15 protein-coding genes and 1 pseudogene are annotated in these 18,086 nt (G+C 57.6%); 13 read left to right on the top strand and 3 right to left on the bottom strand.

Annotated features, from left to right (window positions below):
• Positions 1–4: 4 nt before the first annotated feature.
• Together RBB47_RS12265 and RBB47_RS31015 are read right to left on the bottom strand one after the other, a co-directional pair.
• Positions 5–574: an IclR family transcriptional regulator gene (locus RBB47_RS12265; RefSeq protein ID WP_371932779.1), complete on the bottom strand. Its 570-nt coding sequence runs from the start codon at positions 572–574 to the stop codon at positions 5–7.
• Positions 575–586: 12 nt separating this feature from the next.
• Positions 587–760, bottom strand: a pseudogene (locus tag RBB47_RS31015) (helix-turn-helix domain-containing protein); the annotation flags it as partial.
• Positions 761–937: 177 nt separating this feature from the next.
• Between RBB47_RS31015 and RBB47_RS12260 the strand changes: the two are divergent.
• The 11 genes from RBB47_RS12260 to RBB47_RS12210 all read left to right on the top strand — a co-directional run bounded on the left by RBB47_RS12260 (position 938) and on the right by RBB47_RS12210 (position 10,399).
• Complete coding sequence (locus tag RBB47_RS12260; protein ID WP_305986092.1) at positions 938–1,777, top strand: cyclase family protein; 840 nt, start codon at positions 938–940, stop codon at positions 1,775–1,777.
• A gap of 65 nt (positions 1,778–1,842) precedes the next feature.
• Positions 1,843–2,190 carry a cupin domain-containing protein gene (locus RBB47_RS12255; RefSeq protein WP_305986091.1) on the top strand — a complete coding sequence of 116 codons (348 nt, stop codon included), beginning with the start codon at positions 1,843–1,845 and terminating at the stop codon, positions 2,188–2,190.
• Complete coding sequence (locus tag RBB47_RS12250) at positions 2,190–2,990, top strand: SDR family NAD(P)-dependent oxidoreductase (RefSeq protein ID WP_305986090.1); 801 nt, start codon at positions 2,190–2,192, stop codon at positions 2,988–2,990. Before RBB47_RS12255 ends, RBB47_RS12250 begins: the two co-directional genes overlap by 1 nt.
• A 3-nt stretch (positions 2,991–2,993) precedes the next feature.
• Complete coding sequence (locus RBB47_RS12245; RefSeq protein WP_305986089.1) at positions 2,994–3,917, top strand: 3-hydroxyacyl-CoA dehydrogenase family protein; 924 nt, start codon at positions 2,994–2,996, stop codon at positions 3,915–3,917.
• A 42-nt stretch (positions 3,918–3,959) separates the two neighbouring features.
• Positions 3,960–5,246: an ABC transporter substrate-binding protein gene (locus tag RBB47_RS12240; RefSeq protein ID WP_305986088.1), complete on the top strand. Its 1,287-nt coding sequence runs from the start codon at positions 3,960–3,962 to the stop codon at positions 5,244–5,246.
• A gap of 63 nt (positions 5,247–5,309) precedes the next feature.
• Positions 5,310–6,038 (top strand): ABC transporter ATP-binding protein, encoded by a 729-nt coding sequence (locus RBB47_RS12235; protein WP_305986087.1) that lies wholly within the window; start codon positions 5,310–5,312, stop codon positions 6,036–6,038.
• Positions 6,025–6,735, top strand: a complete 711-nt coding sequence (locus RBB47_RS12230; RefSeq protein ID WP_305986086.1) for an ABC transporter ATP-binding protein — start codon at positions 6,025–6,027, stop codon at positions 6,733–6,735. Before RBB47_RS12235 ends, RBB47_RS12230 begins: the two co-directional genes overlap by 14 nt.
• A 1-nt stretch (position 6,736) precedes the next feature.
• Positions 6,737–7,600, top strand: a complete 864-nt coding sequence (locus RBB47_RS12225; RefSeq protein ID WP_305986085.1) for a branched-chain amino acid ABC transporter permease — start codon at positions 6,737–6,739, stop codon at positions 7,598–7,600.
• Positions 7,600–8,613 (top strand): branched-chain amino acid ABC transporter permease, encoded by a 1,014-nt coding sequence (locus RBB47_RS12220; RefSeq protein ID WP_305986084.1) that lies wholly within the window; start codon positions 7,600–7,602, stop codon positions 8,611–8,613. The genes RBB47_RS12225 and RBB47_RS12220 overlap by 1 nt, the downstream gene beginning before the upstream one ends.
• A 9-nt stretch (positions 8,614–8,622) precedes the next feature.
• Positions 8,623–9,561, top strand: a complete 939-nt coding sequence (locus tag RBB47_RS12215) for a 3-keto-5-aminohexanoate cleavage protein (RefSeq protein WP_305986083.1) — start codon at positions 8,623–8,625, stop codon at positions 9,559–9,561.
• Between the two features lie 25 nt (positions 9,562–9,586).
• Entirely contained in the window at positions 9,587–10,399 is an 813-nt protein-coding gene (locus tag RBB47_RS12210; RefSeq protein WP_305986082.1) for a glutathione S-transferase family protein, read from the top strand.
• Positions 10,400–10,712: 313 nt separating this feature from the next.
• On the opposite strand, the gene RBB47_RS12205 is transcribed toward RBB47_RS12210, so the two are convergent.
• Complete coding sequence (locus RBB47_RS12205) at positions 10,713–11,192, bottom strand: RNA polymerase sigma factor (RefSeq protein WP_305986081.1); 480 nt, start codon at positions 11,190–11,192, stop codon at positions 10,713–10,715.
• A gap of 517 nt (positions 11,193–11,709) precedes the next feature.
• Here RBB47_RS12205 and RBB47_RS12200 point away from each other — a divergent pair.
• Positions 11,710–12,012 (top strand): hypothetical protein, encoded by a 303-nt coding sequence (locus RBB47_RS12200; RefSeq protein WP_305986080.1) that lies wholly within the window; start codon positions 11,710–11,712, stop codon positions 12,010–12,012.
• Between the two features lie 462 nt (positions 12,013–12,474).
• Positions 12,475–17,982 carry a 5'-nucleotidase C-terminal domain-containing protein gene (locus tag RBB47_RS12195; protein WP_305986079.1) on the top strand — a complete coding sequence of 1,836 codons (5,508 nt, stop codon included), beginning with the start codon at positions 12,475–12,477 and terminating at the stop codon, positions 17,980–17,982.
• Positions 17,983–18,086 lie beyond the last annotated feature (104 nt).

The raw sequence follows: 18,086 nt of genomic DNA, 5'->3' as shown, positions 1-18,086 counted from the left end.
TTGATTAAACCAGCTTCAACACCGTCTGCCGCGCTTCCAGAAGCTGCACGGCAAGGTCGTCTTTCAGTCGCTCGAACCGGTGCGTCGGTACCGGGACGGAAATGGCATAGATCAGCCCGACAGGGTCCTGGAAGGAAAAGCCGGCAGCCGAGATCCCGTCCGTATGTTCGTTGAGATCCCAGGCGACGCCGGTTGACCGGATATCCTCGATCTCTTTCAAAAACTCCGACAGCGGCCGGTGCCCCTCCCCGTTTGCCTTGAGTTCGCGCCCGGCAATCGCAACAACCCTATCGTCTTCCATGAGCGAAAGGGCGGCCTTGCCGTTTGCCGTGTCCGTCATCGGAAAGACCTCACCGACAGCGGAAACGGTTCGAAGGCGGTGCGTGCCGACCACCTGATCCAGGAACACCATGTGATCATCCCGGAAAACGGCCAGGTCGACCGTTTCCTTGGTCTTCTTCGCAAGATCGGTCAACACGGGATGCGCCAGCTCGCTCATGTTGACCCTGCCGGCTGCAGCAAGGGACTGAATTTCAGAGCCAAGGCGCAGGCCTCCCTCTGCGCTCGAGGACATGACCAACCGCTCCGCCAGAAGCGCATTGACAATCCTCTGTACCGTAGAGCGGGGCAGTCGTACGCGTTCTGCAATTTGCCCAAGGCTGAGACCCGAATTGTCCTGCTTCAGCACGCGTAGAATTTCTGCCGCCCGCGATATGACTTGAACACCTTGATTTGATTGAGTCTTTCTTTCAGGTTCCATCGTCAAAACCATTTTCGCCCTCTTTGACCCAACGCTGATTCTGCGTTTCATGCACAGTGTTAAATGCAGCATATAGGTCAAATTTCACAATAAGTCGAGAATTCCTCTTGACCACATTATGATGCATCTGTACCGTTTAGCAATACAGTAAAACACTGACTGACGGGAGGAACACATATGTCAGTGACGATTCGCGGCATCGATTTTCAGGAAAACCTGAACAACGATATGGGCCTGGAGTTCTACAACCTCTCCCACCGCTACGGCTTCCAGTGCCCGAACTGGCCCTACTTCCAGGACGTTCAGATCGACCGGAAGCACTACATGGCCAAATCGGGGGTGCTGTCGCAGACCATCACCACGACCATGCACGTGACCACGCACATCGATGCGCCGGCTCACGTCGTTCAGGGCACGCCCTTCATTGACGAGGTCCCGCTGCCGCACTTCTTCGGGTCCGGGCTGGTCGTCTCGGTCCCCAAGAAGAAATGGGAGCAGATCACCGGCGACGATCTGGAAAAGGCCTGCGGTCATGCCATCCGCAAAAACGATGTGCTGATCATCAACACCGGCTGGCACAAGCAGTATGAGGATGGTGACTACTTCGCCTACTGCCCGGGACTGGTCCCGTCCGCCGCCGACTGGATGATCGAAAAGGGCGTCAAGGTTGTCGGCCATGACACCCAAGCCAATGACCACCCGCTTGCAACAGCCATCGGCCCGCAGCGTAACGGTCCGATCATGCCCCACCTGGAAGCCGAGTATCTCGAATGGTCGGGCGGCATCGACTGGAAGGATGCCTTCCCCGAATGGGAGCCGGTCCACAACAAGCTCTTCTCCAACGGCATTCTCGGCATCGAGAACGTCGGCGGCGACCTCGATGCCGTCACCGGCAAGCGCTGCACATTCGCGTTCTTCCCATGGAACTGGGATCGCGGCGACGGCTGCATCATCCGTCTTGTCGCCATGATTGATCGCGGCCAGGGGTATCGCATCGAACCGGGCGAAGACTTCTGATCAACTGAAATACCGAGACCGCCGGGCTGCCCGGCGGTCCCGAATGCCGCGTCTGGGAGGAAGCGATGCATGTAAAGCGTTTCGACGACGCCGAACCTTACGAAGCCCCCAATCACCGGGGTGTGGTCGGCTTGCGTTTGCAAGGTTTTGAGGAAGGCGGCCCTGAAAATCAGTGGCTCGGTCTCAGCCAGTTTCTTCCGGGCGGCGGTGCCGGACCCGACTCGACGCCGTTTGAGAAGGTTTATGTCGTCCTGGAGGGCGAAATGACCGTCATATCAGGCGCAACCGAGACGGTTTTGAAGAAATACGACAGCTGCACGATTGCGCCGGGCGAAGTGCGCACCATCGAGAACCGGTCCAATCACATCTGCACGATGCTCGTCGTCATTCCCTATCCGCCGGAGGCAAACTGATGGCTGACGTCTGGACCCATCCACTTGAACTCTTTGACATCAAGGGCAAGGTTGCTCTGGTCACGGGAGCGACCGGCGCTTTCGGTGCGGTCGCTGCAAATGCGCTCGCCGGTGCCGGCTGTGATCTCATTCTGGCCGCTGGCAACAGCGAGGCGCTGGAGAAGGTTGCGGAAGAATGCCGTGCCAAGGGGGCAGCGGTCGAGACCGTCAACAAGCGCCCCACGGACGCCGCGGTCTGTGACGAAATGGTCGAAAACTGCGTGAAGCATCACGGATCTCTCGACATTCTCGTCGTCGCGTCAGGCATGAACAAGGTTGCGAAGATCAATGACATGGAACCAGCCGACTTTACCGGTGTCCTGGAGGCCAATGTCACGCAGTCCTGGTTGCTGGCACGCTCCGCAACCGCTCAGATGATGCAGCAGCCACAAGGCGGCAAGATCGTGTTGGTCTCCTCGGCACGGGGTCTTCTGGGTCACCCCGCGGGTTACACTGCCTACTGTGCTTCGAAAGCAGCGGTGGACGGCATTACCAAGGCGCTCGGCTGCGAACTCGGCGCTGACAACATCACCGTCAATGCCATCGCTCCAACCGTCTTCCGCTCTCCGCTGACCTCCTGGATGTTTGAGGACGACGAGCTCGCCAAAGGTTTCCGCGACGGGTTCCTGGCCCGTGTTCCCAAGGGACGTCTTGGTGAGCCGGAGGACCTGATCGGCCCGCTCCTGTTTCTGTCCTCCAAGGCTTCGGACTTTTACACCGGACACATTCTTTATGCCGACGGCGGCTATACGGCAGGATAGGCAATGAGCGAGAGCAAAAACATCGCGGTTCTCGGTGCCGGACTTATGGGACACGGCATAGCACTGACATTTGCCCGCGCCGGCCACTCTGTTCAGGTCTTCGACACCTTCCAGGCAAGCCTCGACACGTTGCATGAGAGGGTCAGGACGAGCCTCGCGGCTCTCGGCGTAGAGGGCGGCGATGCAGATGCAGCCATTTCCCGCATCACATGCCAGCCGGATTTTTCAGCGTGTGTTGCCGATGCGGACTTCGTGTTTGAGGCCGCACCGGAAAAACCGGACCTGAAACGCGCCCTGTTTGCAGACGTTGAACGCCATGCGCCGGCAAGGACTGTTTTTGCATCCAACACTTCGGTGATCCCGATCACGAAGATCATGTCGGACCTTGAGGATCGGTCACGGGCGCTCGGCACCCACTGGTGGAACCCGCCGCACATGATCCCGCTGGTCGAAGTCATCCGGACAGAGTGGACGGCTGAACCTGCGATGGTCGCGATGGTGGATCTGCTGGCTTCGGTCGGCAAGACGCCGGTCCGGGTGGAAAAGGACGTTGCGGGCTTCATCGGTAACCGCCTGCAACACGCCATGTGGCGCGAGGCCATCAGCCTTGTCGAAAACGGCGTGTGCGCTGCTGCAGACGTCGACACTGTCGTCAACGCAAGTTTCGGCAGGCGCCTTGCAGTTCTTGGGCCGATGGTAAACGCCGATCTGGTCGGTACGGATCTGACGCTCGACATCCACGAAAACGTTTTGGCTGATTTGGACAATCGGCCGGCCCCTTCCCCTTATCTGCGCGAACTTGTGGAGGCAGGAAAGCTCGGAATGAAAACGGGTGAAGGATTTCAGAGCTGGACGCCGGAACAAGCGGACGAAGTCCGTCAGCGCGTTGCAGCTCACTTGCGGAAACTCGAAACCATCTTGGGTTGACGCGCCTTGCGACCATGAGTGGCGCATCTGGGAGGAAAAACGATGACGCTATTGGGAAAGAAATTTGGCATTACCCGCCGCGGCTTCATTGCCGGTGCAACGGCGGGGCTTGCTGCCCCTGCAATCCTGACAAGAACCCGGGCTTACGCGGCTGATCCGATCATCAAGATCGGTCATGTCAGCCCGCGCACTGGACCGCTGGCCGGTTTCGCCGAAGCAGACGATTTCGTCCTTGCAGGGATCCAAAAGGCCCTCGCCGGCGGTGTTGAAAACAACAACAAGTCCTACAAGGTCGAGATCATTTCCAAGGACAGCCAGTCCAACCCGAACCGCGCGGCCGAGGTCGCGTCCGAACTGATCCTGAGTGACGAGGTGGACATTCTGGTTGGCGCATCGACGCCCGATACCACCAACCCGATCTCCGATCAGGCCGAACTCAACGAGGTTCCGTGCATCACCACCGATTGCCCCTGGCAGCCTTACTTCTTCGGCCGCAATGGTGATCCGGCGCAGGGTTTTGATTACACCTACCACTTCTTCTGGGGTCTGGAAGACGTCATCAAGGCGTTCCTGGCGCTTTGGGAAGAAAGCGGTGTCGCGCGCAAGGTCGGTGGGCTCTTTCCCAACGATGCGGACGGCAACGCCTGGGGCGATGACAAGGTCGGCTTCCCACCTGCTCTTGTCGGCAGCGGGTTCGAGTTGACCGATCCGGGCCGTTACCAGCCGCTGACTGATGATTTTTCAACCCAGATTTCCGCCTTCAAGGAAGCTGGCTGCGAGATCGTCACCGGCAACATGATCCCACCCGATTTTGCAACTTTCTGGTCCCAGTCCGCTCAGCAGGGCTTCCAGCCGAAGGTCGTCACGATCGGCAAGGCACTCCTGTTCCCGTCAGTCATTGAATCGCTCGGCGACCGCGGCGATGGCCTGACCTCGGAAATCTGGTGGACGCCGGAACATCCCTTCTCCTCGTCCCTGACCGGCGAGTCCGCCAAGCAGCTCGCGGACGGTTACGTCGCCTCGTCAGGTCGCCCCTGGACCCAACCGATCGGCTTCAAGCACGCGCTCTTCGAGGTCACCACCGATGTGATCAAGCGCAGCGCCGACCTCGACGACCCGAACGCGATCCTCGAAGCCATCCAGGCAACCGACCTGCCAACAGTGGTCGGTCACGTCAACTGGGGCTTCGGTCCGGTCAAGAACGTGTCCAAGACGCCTTTGGTCGCCGGACAGTGGCAGAAGGGCGCAAATGGCATGGAACTGGTCATTACGTCCAATCACAGCGCACCCGAGATTCCCACCACGGGCGAGTTGAAACTGCTGTCGTAATGAACCCTGGCGCACGGCGGCAGCGCCGTGCGTCATCAGCTGCATAGAGTCTGCGAGACATTCATGGCGCCTGTTCTTGAATTAAAAGGCCTGTCAAAGGCTTACGGTGCAATCACGGTTGCTGACGAGTTGTCCTATCAGCTCGCGTCCGGCGAAGCACTTGGTGTCATCGGCCCCAACGGCGCGGGAAAGACGTCCATGTTCAACCTGATCACCGGAACGGTCAGGGCCGATCGGGGGCAAATATTTTTCAACAGCGAAGAGATCACCCGTTACTCGGCCGCAAGGAGATGCCGTCTCGGCATTGCCCGCTCCTTCCAGATACCGCAACCATTTGCCGGCATGACCGTTTTTGAAAACGTCCTGGTCGCAGCAACACATGGCGCAAAGATGCCAGCGCCCCTGGCCGACAAGCATTGCCTGGAAATGCTGGAACTCACTGGCCTGATCGACAAGGCGAATGATGTCTCGGGAAGTCTCACACTGCTCGGCCGCAAGCGGCTGGAACTTGCGCGTGCGCTTTGCGCACAGCCCCAAATCCTGTTGCTCGACGAGATCGCCGGCGGGCTGACCGAAAACGAATGTCACGCGTTGGTGGAGTCCATCAATTCGATCCGGAAAACCGGCATCTCGATCATCTGGATCGAACACATTGTGCACGCGCTGCTGTCGGTTGTGGATCGCCTCATCGTTATCGACTTCGGTCGAAAGATCGCCGAGGGCGATCCGAAGGAAACCATGGCAAGCCGCCAGGTTCAAGAGATCTACATGGGGGTGGATGCCGATGCCTGACACGCTTCTTGCCACCAACCGGCTCGACGCCCACTACGGTGATTTCCAGGCGCTTTTCGGTGTCGACATCGAAGTTCACAAAGGTGAAGTCATTGCCATCATCGGCGCCAATGGCGCTGGCAAGACCACGCTTATGCGCTCAATCACCGGGCTTTTGAACAACAAGCCTGACATGGTGACCTTTCGTAACACGCCGATTGGCGCCCTAAGGGCCGACCAGGTCGCCAAGACGGGCATTGCGATGGTTCCCGAAGGACGGCAGCTCTTCCAGTCGCTCTCCGTTGAGGAAAATCTCATCATCGGCGGGCAGATGGGCCGCAACGGTCCGTGGGAACTGGAAAAGGTATTTCAGCTCTTTCCCGTCCTGAAGGAGCGCCGCGCCGTTCAGGCAACAGCGTTATCAGGTGGCCAGCAGCAGATGGTCGCAATCGGCCGCGCGCTCATGTCCAACCCGGAACTCATTCTCTTCGACGAGATCAGCCTGGGCCTGGCTCCCATCATCATCAAATCGATCTACGAAGTGCTGCCGGGCATCATCGGCGAAGGTATGAGCGCGGTCATCGTCGAACAGGACATTGCCAAGGCGCTCAGCGTCGCAGGCAGGGTTTATTGCATGCAGGAGGGCAGGATTTCGCTCGAGGGACGTTCCGACGAACTCACCCGCGAGCAGATCAGCGCTGCCTATTTCGGAGTCTAACATGGAGTGGATCAACGCCATTGTTCAAGGTGTGCTTCTGGGTGGCCTCTATGCCCTGTTTGCCGCTGGCCTGTCGCTGATTTTCGGCGTCATGCGGCTGGTCAACATTGCCCACGGTGACTTCATTGTCCTGGCCGCCTTTCTGGCCCTGTCCATAACCACCGCGCTCGGTGTCAATCCGATGCTGACCCTGGTTCTGGTCGTGCCCCTCATGGCCGTTATCGGCTACTTCCTCCAGCGCGGCATTCTCAATCAGACCTTGGGTGATGACATCCTCCCGCCGCTTCTGGTGACGTTCGGTCTTTCGATCATCATTCAGAACGGCCTCCTGGAGATCTACAGCGCAGATCCGCAGAAGATGAATGCCGGTGCAATCGAAACCGCCAGTATCGCGCTGCCCGGTGACCTTAATGTCGGCGTTCTGCCGCTGTTGATGTTCGCCGTTTCCGTTGCCGTCATCGCGGGACTTCAATGGATTTTCTACCAGTCCGCACTCGGGCGGGCGTTCCGTGCCGTATCGGACAAACAGGACATTGCCCAGCTTATGGGGCTCAACAAGGCCCATGTCTTCGGACTGGCCATGGCGCTTTCCCTTGCCGTGGTCGGCATCGCCGGCGTGTTCCTCGGCATTCGCACCAGCTTCGATCCGTCGATTGGCCCGGGTCGCCTCATCTTCGGCTTTGAAGCCGTCATCATCGGCGGGTTGGGGAATCTCTGGGGCACGCTCATCGGCGGCATCATCCTGGGTGTCAGCCAGAACATCGGTGCCCAGATCAATCCGGGCTGGCAATTGCTCGCCGGACATATCGCCTTCCTGATCGTACTTGCTGTGAAACCGCGCGGCCTCTTTCCACGGATCGACTGATGACAACAGCTTCCTACACCATCTCCAGATCATCCCCGGCAAGCAGGATTGCCGCGGTGATCGGCATATTGTTCCTTGGCGCGCTCATTGCGGCGCCCTGGTGGGCAGGCCGCGCAGACATGCGCCTCCTGAGCGAGATATTCCTCTATCTGTCGCTCGCCTGCCTCTGGAACCTGCTGGCCGGTTACGCGGGGCTTGTCTCCGTCGGCCAGCAGGCCTTTGTCGGTTTCGGCGGCTACATGCTCTTCGCGCTTGCGATCTTTGCAGGATTGTCGCCGCTTGCCGCGATTCCGCTCGCAGGCATTCTCGGAGCCATCGTCGCCGTGCCGGTCGCGGTTCTGATATTTCGGCTGCGGGGCGCCTATTTCGCGATCGGAACCTGGGTCATTGCTGAAGTCTTCCGCCTCAGCTTCGCGCAGGTCTCGGCGCTGGGCGGCGGTTCGGGAACCAGTCTTCCCGTCGGTATCGTGCGCTCCATGGCTTCCAGCCGCTCGATGCGTGAAGCAACCACGTATTGGCTTGCGCTCGGCATGGCCATCCTGGTCATCGCGGTGATCTACCTGCTGCTCAGATCCCGAAACGGGCTCGCCCTGACGGCCATCCGGGACAGCGAAGTCGCCTCCAACAGCTTCGGCATCGACATCTGGCGCCACAAGTTCATCGTCTATGTTGTCACCGCCGGGCTGACCGCCTCGACGGGAGCCCTGATCTTTCTTCAGAAACTGCGCATCTCGCCGGACGCGGCCTTCAGCGTGAACGACTGGACCGCGTTCGTGATTTTCATCGTCGTCATCGGCGGCATCGGCACCCTGGAAGGTCCGATCATCGGCGTCATCGTTTTCTTTCTCTTGCGCGAAACGCTGGCGGACCTGGGCACCACCTATCTCCTGATACTAGGCCTCGTCGCAATCGTCGTCATGCTCAAGGCACCGCGCGGCATCTGGGGCTTCGTCAAGGACAGAACCGGTCTCGAAATCTTCCCGCTGTCGAGGCGGGTGGTCGAAAAAGAATAGGAGGCGACCTTGGCTCGCAAACGCAAAAAAACGATCATCACCTGCGCAATCACCGGCGCGATCCACACGCCGACCATGTCGGACGCCCTCCCCTTCACCGCCGAAGACATTTCAGACCAGGCGATCGAGGCGGCCAAGGCCGGCGCCTCCATCCTCCACCTCCACGCCCGCAACCCGGAAAACGGGTCCGTCTCGATCGCACCGGAGCATTTCAAGGCCTTTCTTCCCGTGATCAAGCAGGCCACGGATGCGGTCGTCAACGTCTCCACCGGCGGCAGCCTGGTCAACACCATGGAAGAGCGGATCGCCCCGGCCAAATGGGCATCGCCTGAAATGTGCTCGCTCAACATGGGATCCATGAACTTCTCGTTCCACCCGCTCGCCGACCGCATCCAGGACTTCAAATATGACTGGGAAGAAGCCTATATCCGGAATTCGGAAGGGTATATTTTCAGGAACACATTTGCCGACATCCGTTATGTCGCGACTGAGCTTGGGGGCACGCACGGCGTCAAGTTCGAGCACGAATGCTACGACGTCGGTCATCTCTACAATCTGAAATTCTGCATGGACGCCGGCCTCTTCAAACCACCGGTCTTCATCCAGTTCATTTTCGGCATTCTCGGCGGCATCGGTCCCGATATCGACAATCTCATCTTCATGAAACGCACGGCCGACAGGCTCTTTGGTGACGATTATCAGTGGTCGGTTCTGGGGGCTGGCGGTGCACAGATGCCGTTTGCAACGACAGCAAGCCAGATGGGCGGCAACTTGCGCGTCGGCCTGGAAGACAGTCTTATGATCGCGCGCGGTCAACTGGCCAAATCGAATGCGGAGCAGGTCACTAAGATCCGGCGTATCGTCGAAGACCTCGGCTGCGAAGTCGCGACACCGGACGAGGCCCGTGAAATGCTCGACCTAAAGGGCGGCGACCGCGTCGCTTTCTGAGGTACATTGGAAGGAGCCAGGCGACATGCCGGAAATCGAACCGCGAGACCCGAGCTTGAAGGATCTTGAAGGCCTTCATTTGTGGCATGCGCCGATGTCGAGCTGTTCACAGCGGGTTCGCATCGTGCTCGCGGAAACGGGCAAGGACTACACCTCGCACCTCGTCGACCTTGCCAAGGACGAGCATGCGTCCCCCGCCTACCAGGCGATCCACCCGAATGGGCTGGTTCCGGCATTTGTCGACGACGGACACCTTTTCATCGAAAGCGTCGACATAATACAGCAGATTGCCGGGCCGGCGTCTGACCTCGCCGGATCTGCATCACCCGATTTGTTGAAGCTTGCCGACGAAGCTCAGCTCGATCTGAAACTTGCGACCCACGAATTCCTGTTCAGAGGTGTCGAGCGCGGTTCGGAAGAGAGTTTCGACGCATTCCAGGAAAACCATCAGAACGAGTGGCTCAAACAGTTCCGCCGTGACTTTAAGGTCGGCTTTGAAAAATCACGCGTAGATGCTGCCGTAACGCGAACCGACGATGCCTTCCGGAAACTGGACAACCTGTTGTCTGACGGGCGGCTTTTCCTGACCGGCGATACGTTCTCTCTTGCCGATGTTGCCTGGATGCCGAACGTTCACCGTTTTGACCTTATGGGCTGGCCGTTCGAGCGAACACCCCATTTGCAATCCTGGTTTGAACGGATTGCAGCGCGGCCAAGTTACAAGGACGCCCTTCTGGCCTGGCAGAATGAACACGCTGCTGGTGCATTTGCGGCGTACACACGCGAACGCCGCTCAGAGGGGACCGATATCACCGCATTCGGCAGTTTGAGCGGCTGAGACAGCCGCTTTTTGGCATCTGCAAGTTCAAAGTCTAGGATACGGCCCTAGGGTACGGACCCATAAATGAAGTCGATTTGGTTTGGATCGTTTTGACCAGATGAAAGGAGGGAAAGCGCAGGAAATGTGGTTCATTTTCAAGTCTTTCGCGACGAAGCAGATGGCCAAAACGGCCAAATCCGAAGGACGGCAAAATGGCTTCACCTCGCAGCGTCAACGCGCTTGACCGGGCATAAAGCCCGCTCTTCACACGCTTCCTTGCGTGATTTCGCCATTTCTGCCGCTAAATCGGCTTCATTTATGAGTCCGTACCCTAAGCCGCCAAGGCCTGGCGCGCTCTGGAGAGGCGGCTCTTCACTGTTCCGACAGCGACGCCCATTTGCGTGGCGATCTGGTCATGTGACAGGCCGGAAAACACGCACAACTCCAGGACATCGCGCTCTTCCGGACGCAGGCCTTCGATGCTCTTGGCCACATCGCCCAGCTCAACATATTTTTCTTGCGCCGGGGCAAACTGGGCTTCGTGATACCATTCCTCGATCGGCACATGATCACCGCGGCGCTCGCTTTTGCGGTATTCGTCCAGTTGGGCATTACGAACGATAGCGAACAGCCAACTGCGCAGCTTCGTTCCACGCACATATTGGTCTTTGTTGCGTAATGCGCGTTCCAGCGCTGTCTGCACCAGATCATCGGCTGCCTCTCTAGTCGCAGCGATGGATCTGGCGAACCGCCAGATGTGTGGAATTTCGGCTTGAAGGTCTTGAGTGAAGCTGTCTTGAAAGCGGGTCATTTAGCCCTCCCTTGCGGCTGTCTCGATGACCCGGATGTAATGATTACTGAAAAAATATTTATAGACCTCAACGCAAGTTCATCGCGAGTTGACATCTGAAAACAGAAAAGCCCTTCACAGCTTAGTTTACAAAGATGTTACTTGAAGTGATCAAGAAAAAACCAAGATCTCTAACAGCAGGATTTGAAAGACAAATTTCCGAGGGCCGCGAACACACTTTTCCAATCCGGGCTTCGAACGGTCACCGGACAGGCCAGCCTTTCGGAGACTGAAGCATTATCAAGTAAAAAGTGAAGAGTGATATAGATCACACATAATATAATTGATCATAAAATCAATTCTATTAAAAATAAACTCCATAGAAGCGTGACTCATTATAATATAGGAAAAATAATTTTAAAAAATTTCGGAACCAAATACGAGGAGAGACGTTCTTCTTTTGTGAAAGCGATGCAGACACCGGAACCACGGTAAAGCATCGAACCAACTGAAAGCATTTCCACAAGGAGCTTGATCCATGCGTACTCAAAAGAAACTCGTCTCTTCCCTTCTGGCCGCTGTCTTCGTATCCGGAGCATTTGTTGGCTCGGCACACGCAATCGACCTTGGCGGTGTCTTCGGTGACGCTTCCGGTGATGAGCCGGTCTTCACCAGCCGTCAGATTTCCTCAAGCGGTAACACCGTTCGCATCAACACCAACAACAACGCTGCTGCCTATGCTGATTTCCCGGATCAGGCCTATGGCGACCTCAACGGCAGCGAGCCGGTTCCGGTCCGCAAGCTGCAGGCTGACAACGCACGCGTGCTGAGCGGCAGGTAACAGGCTTGACGCTGGCGCGTCAGGAAAAACCACCAGGAAAGGGCCACGCCGGCAAGCGTGGCCTTTCTTCTTTGCGCTGACCTGAGCCCGCCCGGATGCACCCTTGAGATACGATAGGGCATTTTCATCGGGACTAAATCGATCACCCTGGCTGCAGAGCGTAAACTTTTAACCTGATAAATTCCCTGAATTCACCAACCTCTTTCAGGCAAAGCGAAAAGTATTTCGCTGCCTAGGTATAAATATTAATCTGTATTTTTACTGCATTAACTAAATTTTAACCATTCATTAATTCGTCAAAAAACACTGATACCACCGCCTCCCTATGCATTTACAGGCGGCACTTAAGTAATATTGAAAGCTTACAGTCAATTAATTGCCATTTCGGCAAAGCTTCTCAACACAAATGCTGAAGTTCCGCTCACGATTGGTCAACGCCTTAAGTAAAAGTGAGGGACAATTATGGGTTTTCAGTACGGGTCCAGGTTCGAGCCGGTTGTCGAAACGGACGGTCTTGATGTCGTTCAGCGTCACAATCTGATGATGGACGGTGCTCTGGAAAACTTCAGCGCCAATCTGAGGGGATACCAGTTTTCAAAATACAGCCTCGACGGCGGGCTCTCTTCACTTTTCGGTTGGTCGCCAGACGACTACGGCTTTGGGTTCGGCTTTGGGTTCGGGCGCTTGATCATCGGCACGCCGGGCGAAGACAACATCAAGGGCAACGCGCTGGGCAACATCATTTTCGGCCTCGGCGGCAACGACGACATTCACGGGCGGCGTGGCAATGACATCATCTTCGGCAACCGGGGAGACGACAATATCAAGGGAGGTCGAGGCGATGATTACGCGAATGGCGGTGCTGGAATCGACACCCTGATTTTCTCGGGTGAACGTAAATATTACGAGATCGATTTCGATGCCGGCACGGTCACAGACTTGCGTGAGGGCAACAGGGAAGGAACCGATACCTACGTCAATGTCGAATTTCTTCAGTTCAAGGACGAAGCGATCAGCCTTGATCCTGAAGTCTTCACACTTGAGCTGCTTCACTTTGCCGATCAGGAGGCAAATGCCGCGACGATCGACAATATCGACAATCTGTCTGGTGTCCTGAACGCCCTGCGCGCAGAAGACCTTGGCAACGATGGCATAGCTGACAACACTCTGACACTCAGTTCCGGCGACGCGATTATCCCAGGTCTTTTCTTTGATGCGTCCGAGGCCGTTTTTGGCTCCCAAGGCATTGCGGACATCCAGATCCAGAATGAACTGGGCGTCCAGGCCATCGCACTCGGCAACCACGAGTTCGACCTGGGCACTGGACTGCTCGCCGGTCTGATCGACGGCTCCGCAGTGGGCAACTTTGAAAACGCGGCGTTCGTGGGAACGGACCTGGAAGATGCCGACTTTGCGGGTGCACTGTTTCCCTACCTCTCCGCAAATCTGGACTTTTCCACGGATCCCAACCTTGGTCCGCTTGAGGTTGCCGGTGGACAGGACACAGCCACGCTCCAGAATGTCGTCACGTCCTCAACTATCTCCGATGTGAACGGTGAAAAGATCGCGATCATCGGCGCGACGGTCCCCACAATTCGGTCGATCTCGAGCCCCGGTGACGATCTTGGCATTTTCCCGGCCTGGGCCAGCGGGAACCCGACCGACGCGGAACTGGACGCACTTGCGGCCATCCTTCAAGCCGAAGTGGACCAGCTGCTGACCGACAATCCCGAGCTCAACAAGGTCATCCTTCTGAGCCACATGCAGCAGATCAGCATCGAGCAGGAACTCGCTGCACGGCTCGAAAACGTCGACATCATCGTGGCCGGCGGTTCCAACACGCGCCTCTTTGACGACAACGACCGTATCCGCGACGGAGACAGCGATCAGGGGCAGTACCCGCTGTTCATCACCAACGCCGGAGGGACCTCCACAGCCGTTGTGAACACGGACGGCAATTATAAATATGTCGGCCGCCTTGTGATCGAATTCGACAAAGACGGCAACATCATCCCGGAGAGCTACGACGAAAATGTTTCCGGTGCCTACGCAACCGATGCGCAAGGCGTTGCGGATTTGAATGCAGAAGGTCTGATCGACCCGGAGATCGACGCGATCACCGATGCCATCCAGGAACAGATCGTGGCAACGGAATCGAATGTTTTCGGCGTGTCGGATGTCTTCCTGAACGGCAACCGTTCGGGCACTTTTGCACCGGATGATCCGGACGGCGTGCGGACCCAGGAGACCAACCTCGGCAACCTCACCGCGGACGCGAACCTCGCCTACGCGAAGGAAGTGGACTCATCGGTTGTCATTTCGATCAAGAACGGTGGCGGTATTCGCGCTAACATCGGCGAGATCGTCGTTCCGGCTGGTGGCACGGAAGCTGTGCGGCTGCCTAACAGTGAAGTTGTCGACGGCAACGGCGTTGTGGTCAAACCGGAGGGCGGCATCAGCCAGAACGACATCGCCACGACGCTTGCCTTCAACAACGGTTTGACGCTGCTCGACATCACCAAGGAAGAGCTGAAAGCCTTCCTTGAAGGCGCCGTCAGTGCCCTGCCGACAGGTGTGTCGGGCGGCTTCCCGCAGATCTCCGGCCTGAAGTTTTCGTTCGACGAGACGAAAACCTCTCAGACCTACGACGTGGACGGCAATATCGATGTTGCCGGCGAGCGTGTGATAAACGCCGGCATCTTCGACGAGGACGGCAATCTGATTGCCGAGGTTGTCCGCGACGGCCAAATTGTCGGTGATCCGACCGAAAGCTTCCGGATCGTGACGCTGAACTTCCTGGCCAATGCCGGAGATGAAATCCTGTCGTCCCTGTCCAATCCGAACCGGGTTGATCTGATCGACCTTGATGCGGACGGGGTCGACGATGATCTGTTCACCGGAGACGCAACCTTTGCCGCCGACGGCACGGAACAGGACGCTCTGGCCGAATATCTCGATGACAATTTCAATCCGGACGAGGGCGGCACGGCCTATAGCGAGGAAGACACCGGCCCCGACTCCGACGAGCGCATTCAGAATCTCACGTTCCGCGACGACACTGTCTTCGACGATATCCTCCCGCCAACCCCGTCTGAAATCGTCATCAACGAAATCAGGATCGATCAGCCGGACGCGGACAACGACGAGTACTTCGAGCTCTTCGGCACTCCCGGCGCCTCACTGGACGGTTTGACATATCTTGTCATTGGTGACGGCACCGGTGGAAGCGGCGTTGTCGAAGCGGTCATCGATTTGTCTGGTCAAACGCTGGACGAGAATGGCTATTTCGTCGCTGCTGAAGCCACGTTCTCACAAGGCACGGCGGACCTCACGACAACGATCAACTTCGAGAACGGCGACAACGTCACCCATCTTCTGGTGAGAGACTTCACCGGCAGCGTCGGCGACGACCTGGACACCGACGACGACGGCACGCCTGAAACGGCGCCTTGGTCCGAGATCGTCGACAGTGTGGCCCTGATCGAAACCGTCGGCTCCGGCGACCTCGTCTATAGCGAAACCGAGGTCGGACCGGACGGTACCTTTGTACCGGGTCATGTCTTCCGTCTGCCGAACGGTACGGGCGACTGGCAGATCGGTCCCTTCGATCCGGCGGTCGGTTCCGACACGCCGGGTGAAGAAAACTCTGCTGAGGTCCAGGGGCCGGCTGAATTGGCCATCTACGAGATCCAGGGCGCGGGTCACGTCTCCGATTACGCCGGACAATCTGTGCGCACAACCGGCATTGTCACTGCGGTCGACTTCAATGGTTACTACCTGCAGGATCCCGACGGTGACGGCGACACTGCGACCTCGGACGCCATCTTCGTCTTTGTCGGCAACGGCAATGCCGGCGGTATTTCCGTAGGCGATGAAGTTCAGGTTGAAGGCTCGGTGTCCGAGTTCATTCCCGGAGGGGCATCCACCGGCAACCTGTCGATCACGCAGATCTCCGATACAGGCGCAGCCAATTCAACAGTACTATCGAGTGGGAACGCACTGCCGGTTGCCGTTGTTCTGGGCGCCGCCGGGCGCACGCCGCCAGACGCGACGGTCATCTCCGATGATGAACTGCCCGTAAACCTGCAAAACGAGCCAGGTACCTTCAATCCCGACGTTGACGGCATTGACTTCTTCGAAAGCCTCGAAGGCATGCGTGTCACGGTCGACAATCCCGTTGCCATCTCGGCAACCAACGGCTTCGACGAAACCTGGCTTGTGGCCGATGACGGAGCGGGCACGACGCCGGGCCTAAACGGGCGGGGAGCATTGCCGCTTAACGCCGACGCGGATGGATACGGCGACGTAAATCCTGAGCGCATTCAGATGCAGTACGATGGTTTCTTCGACCTGCTGCCCGATGGCTTCACACCGCCTGAGCTGAATGTCGGCGACAACCTGAGCGACGTCACGGGCGTTGTCTCTTACTCCTTCGGGAACTTTGAAGTTCTGGTGACCGACACCTTTGAGGTGGAAACTGCCAGCGACAATGTTGCCGAAACGACCGAGATTGCTGCAAGCGAACGGGATCTGACGGTAGCCACGTACAATGTTCTGAATGTCAGCGCCGGACCCGATGCCAACGATGGCGACCAGATCGCAGCCCTCGCCCAACAGATTGTCGCCAATCTCGGCTCCCCGGACATCCTGGCCTTGCAGGAAATCCAGGACGACAATGGCTCTGCCGGCGAAAACGGCAGTGAGGACGACGACGGTAACGCCATCGACGATGGCATTTTGAGCGCGGATGCAACGCTGCAGGCACTGGTGGACGCGATTGTCGCGGCCGGTGGCCCGGAATACTCGTTCCAGTCTGCGGAAGTCGACGAATTCGGTGAAACAGGCGGCGTGCCGGGTGGCAACATCCGCAACGCGTTCCTCTATAACGAGGATCGTGTGGAAGCCGTCGAAATCAAGACGCTTGAAGTCGAACAGCTCACTGACCTGGGTGTGACGGACCCGACCGCCTTTGACGGAACGCGCGATCCCTTGCTCGGCACTTTTGAATTCAATGGGCAAGAGATCACGTTGATCAACAATCACTTCTCGTCGCGCTTCGGTTCCACCCCAATCTTTGGCGGCCCGCAACCCTTTGTTCAGGCTGGTGAAGATGCGCGAGAGCTTGAGGCAAAAACCATCAATGAAGTTGTTGATGCGCTTTTGGCAGCTGATGCGAACGCAAACGTTGTTGTGCTCGGCGACCTCAACACCTTTGATTTCACGGACGAGCTGACCGAGGATCTGCCAGGTGTCGGTGATGAGCAGGTTCTCACCAACCTCTCGGTTCTTGCCGAGGACAGCTATACGTTCAACTTCCAGGGCAACAGCCAGGCACTCGACCATATCTTCGTCACGGACGGTTTGCTGGACGGGGCTCAGGTGGACGTTGTGCACACCAATGTCGACTTTACCGACCCAACGTCCGATCACGAGCCGATCGTGGCATCGTTCAACTTCGGGGTGCCCGGTGAAGAGATCGCCGGAACCAACGGCAGAGACACCCTCATCGGCACCGCCGGCGATGATACGATTACCGGTGAAAGAGGCGCAGATCTGATCTTCGGTCTCGATGGCTTTGACAAGATCGAAGCGGGCCGTGGCCGGGACATCGTCTTTGGTGGTGCCGGCGACGACATGATCTTCGGTCAACGTGGAAGAGATGAGCTCTTTGGCGAGGAAGGCGAAGACATGATCAACGGCGGCAATGGCCGTGATCTCATCGATGGTGGCGCTGACAACGACATCCTTACGGGAGGCGCGGCCGTGGACACTTTCTTGTTTGTCGAAGACTTTGGCGACGATGTCATTACTGACTACGAGGCCGCTGACGAGTTGGTGTTCGCGGGGATCGACAATGCCGATCTCGTCTTCGAGGACACGGACGACGGTCTCAAGATCACGGCAAGCAACGAAGAGATCGATGGCACCGTCACTTTGCTTGGGATCAACTCGGCGGACTTCATCGTCTAGCGAATGCGGCTTTGGAAAAAGCCCTGTCAGCGTAAAAAAGGGGGAAGCGGCATGCCGCTTCCCCTTCCCTTTTCCGGACAGCGAAATCTGCGTCTCTGCCGATT

It is taken from the genome of Roseibium sp. MMSF_3544 (genome assembly GCF_030732845.1).
In the GTDB taxonomy this organism is placed as follows: Bacteria; Pseudomonadota; Alphaproteobacteria; order Rhizobiales; family Stappiaceae; genus Roseibium.
The sequence above is the reverse complement of the archived record's forward strand: the minus strand, read 5'-3'. Positions and strand labels throughout refer to the sequence as shown.

Excerpts from the sequence above, each read along its gene's own strand:
- RBB47_RS12220 (WP_305986084.1), top strand. The coding sequence starts at position 7,600 with ATGACAACAGCTTCCTACACCATCTCCAGATCATCCCCGGCAAGCAGG.
- RBB47_RS12245 (WP_305986089.1), top strand. The coding sequence starts at position 2,994 with ATGAGCGAGAGCAAAAACATCGCGGTTCTCGGTGCCGGACTTATGGGA.
- RBB47_RS12230 (WP_305986086.1), top strand. The coding sequence starts at position 6,025 with ATGCCGATGCCTGACACGCTTCTTGCCACCAACCGGCTCGACGCCCAC.
- RBB47_RS12195 (WP_305986079.1), top strand. The coding sequence starts at position 12,475 with ATGGGTTTTCAGTACGGGTCCAGGTTCGAGCCGGTTGTCGAAACGGAC.
- RBB47_RS12235 (WP_305986087.1), top strand. The coding sequence starts at position 5,310 with ATGGCGCCTGTTCTTGAATTAAAAGGCCTGTCAAAGGCTTACGGTGCA.
- RBB47_RS12255 (WP_305986091.1), top strand. The coding sequence starts at position 1,843 with ATGCATGTAAAGCGTTTCGACGACGCCGAACCTTACGAAGCCCCCAAT.
- RBB47_RS12225 (WP_305986085.1), top strand. The coding sequence starts at position 6,737 with ATGGAGTGGATCAACGCCATTGTTCAAGGTGTGCTTCTGGGTGGCCTC.
- RBB47_RS12205 (WP_305986081.1), bottom strand. The coding sequence starts at position 11,192 with ATGACCCGCTTTCAAGACAGCTTCACTCAAGACCTTCAAGCCGAAATT.
- RBB47_RS12265 (WP_371932779.1), bottom strand. The coding sequence starts at position 574 with ATGTCCTCGAGCGCAGAGGGAGGCCTGCGCCTTGGCTCTGAAATTCAG.
- RBB47_RS12260 (WP_305986092.1), top strand. The coding sequence starts at position 938 with ATGTCAGTGACGATTCGCGGCATCGATTTTCAGGAAAACCTGAACAAC.
- RBB47_RS12200 (WP_305986080.1), top strand. The coding sequence starts at position 11,710 with ATGCGTACTCAAAAGAAACTCGTCTCTTCCCTTCTGGCCGCTGTCTTC.
- RBB47_RS12250 (WP_305986090.1), top strand. The coding sequence starts at position 2,190 with ATGGCTGACGTCTGGACCCATCCACTTGAACTCTTTGACATCAAGGGC.
- RBB47_RS12210 (WP_305986082.1), top strand. The coding sequence starts at position 9,587 with ATGCCGGAAATCGAACCGCGAGACCCGAGCTTGAAGGATCTTGAAGGC.
- RBB47_RS12240 (WP_305986088.1), top strand. The coding sequence starts at position 3,960 with ATGACGCTATTGGGAAAGAAATTTGGCATTACCCGCCGCGGCTTCATT.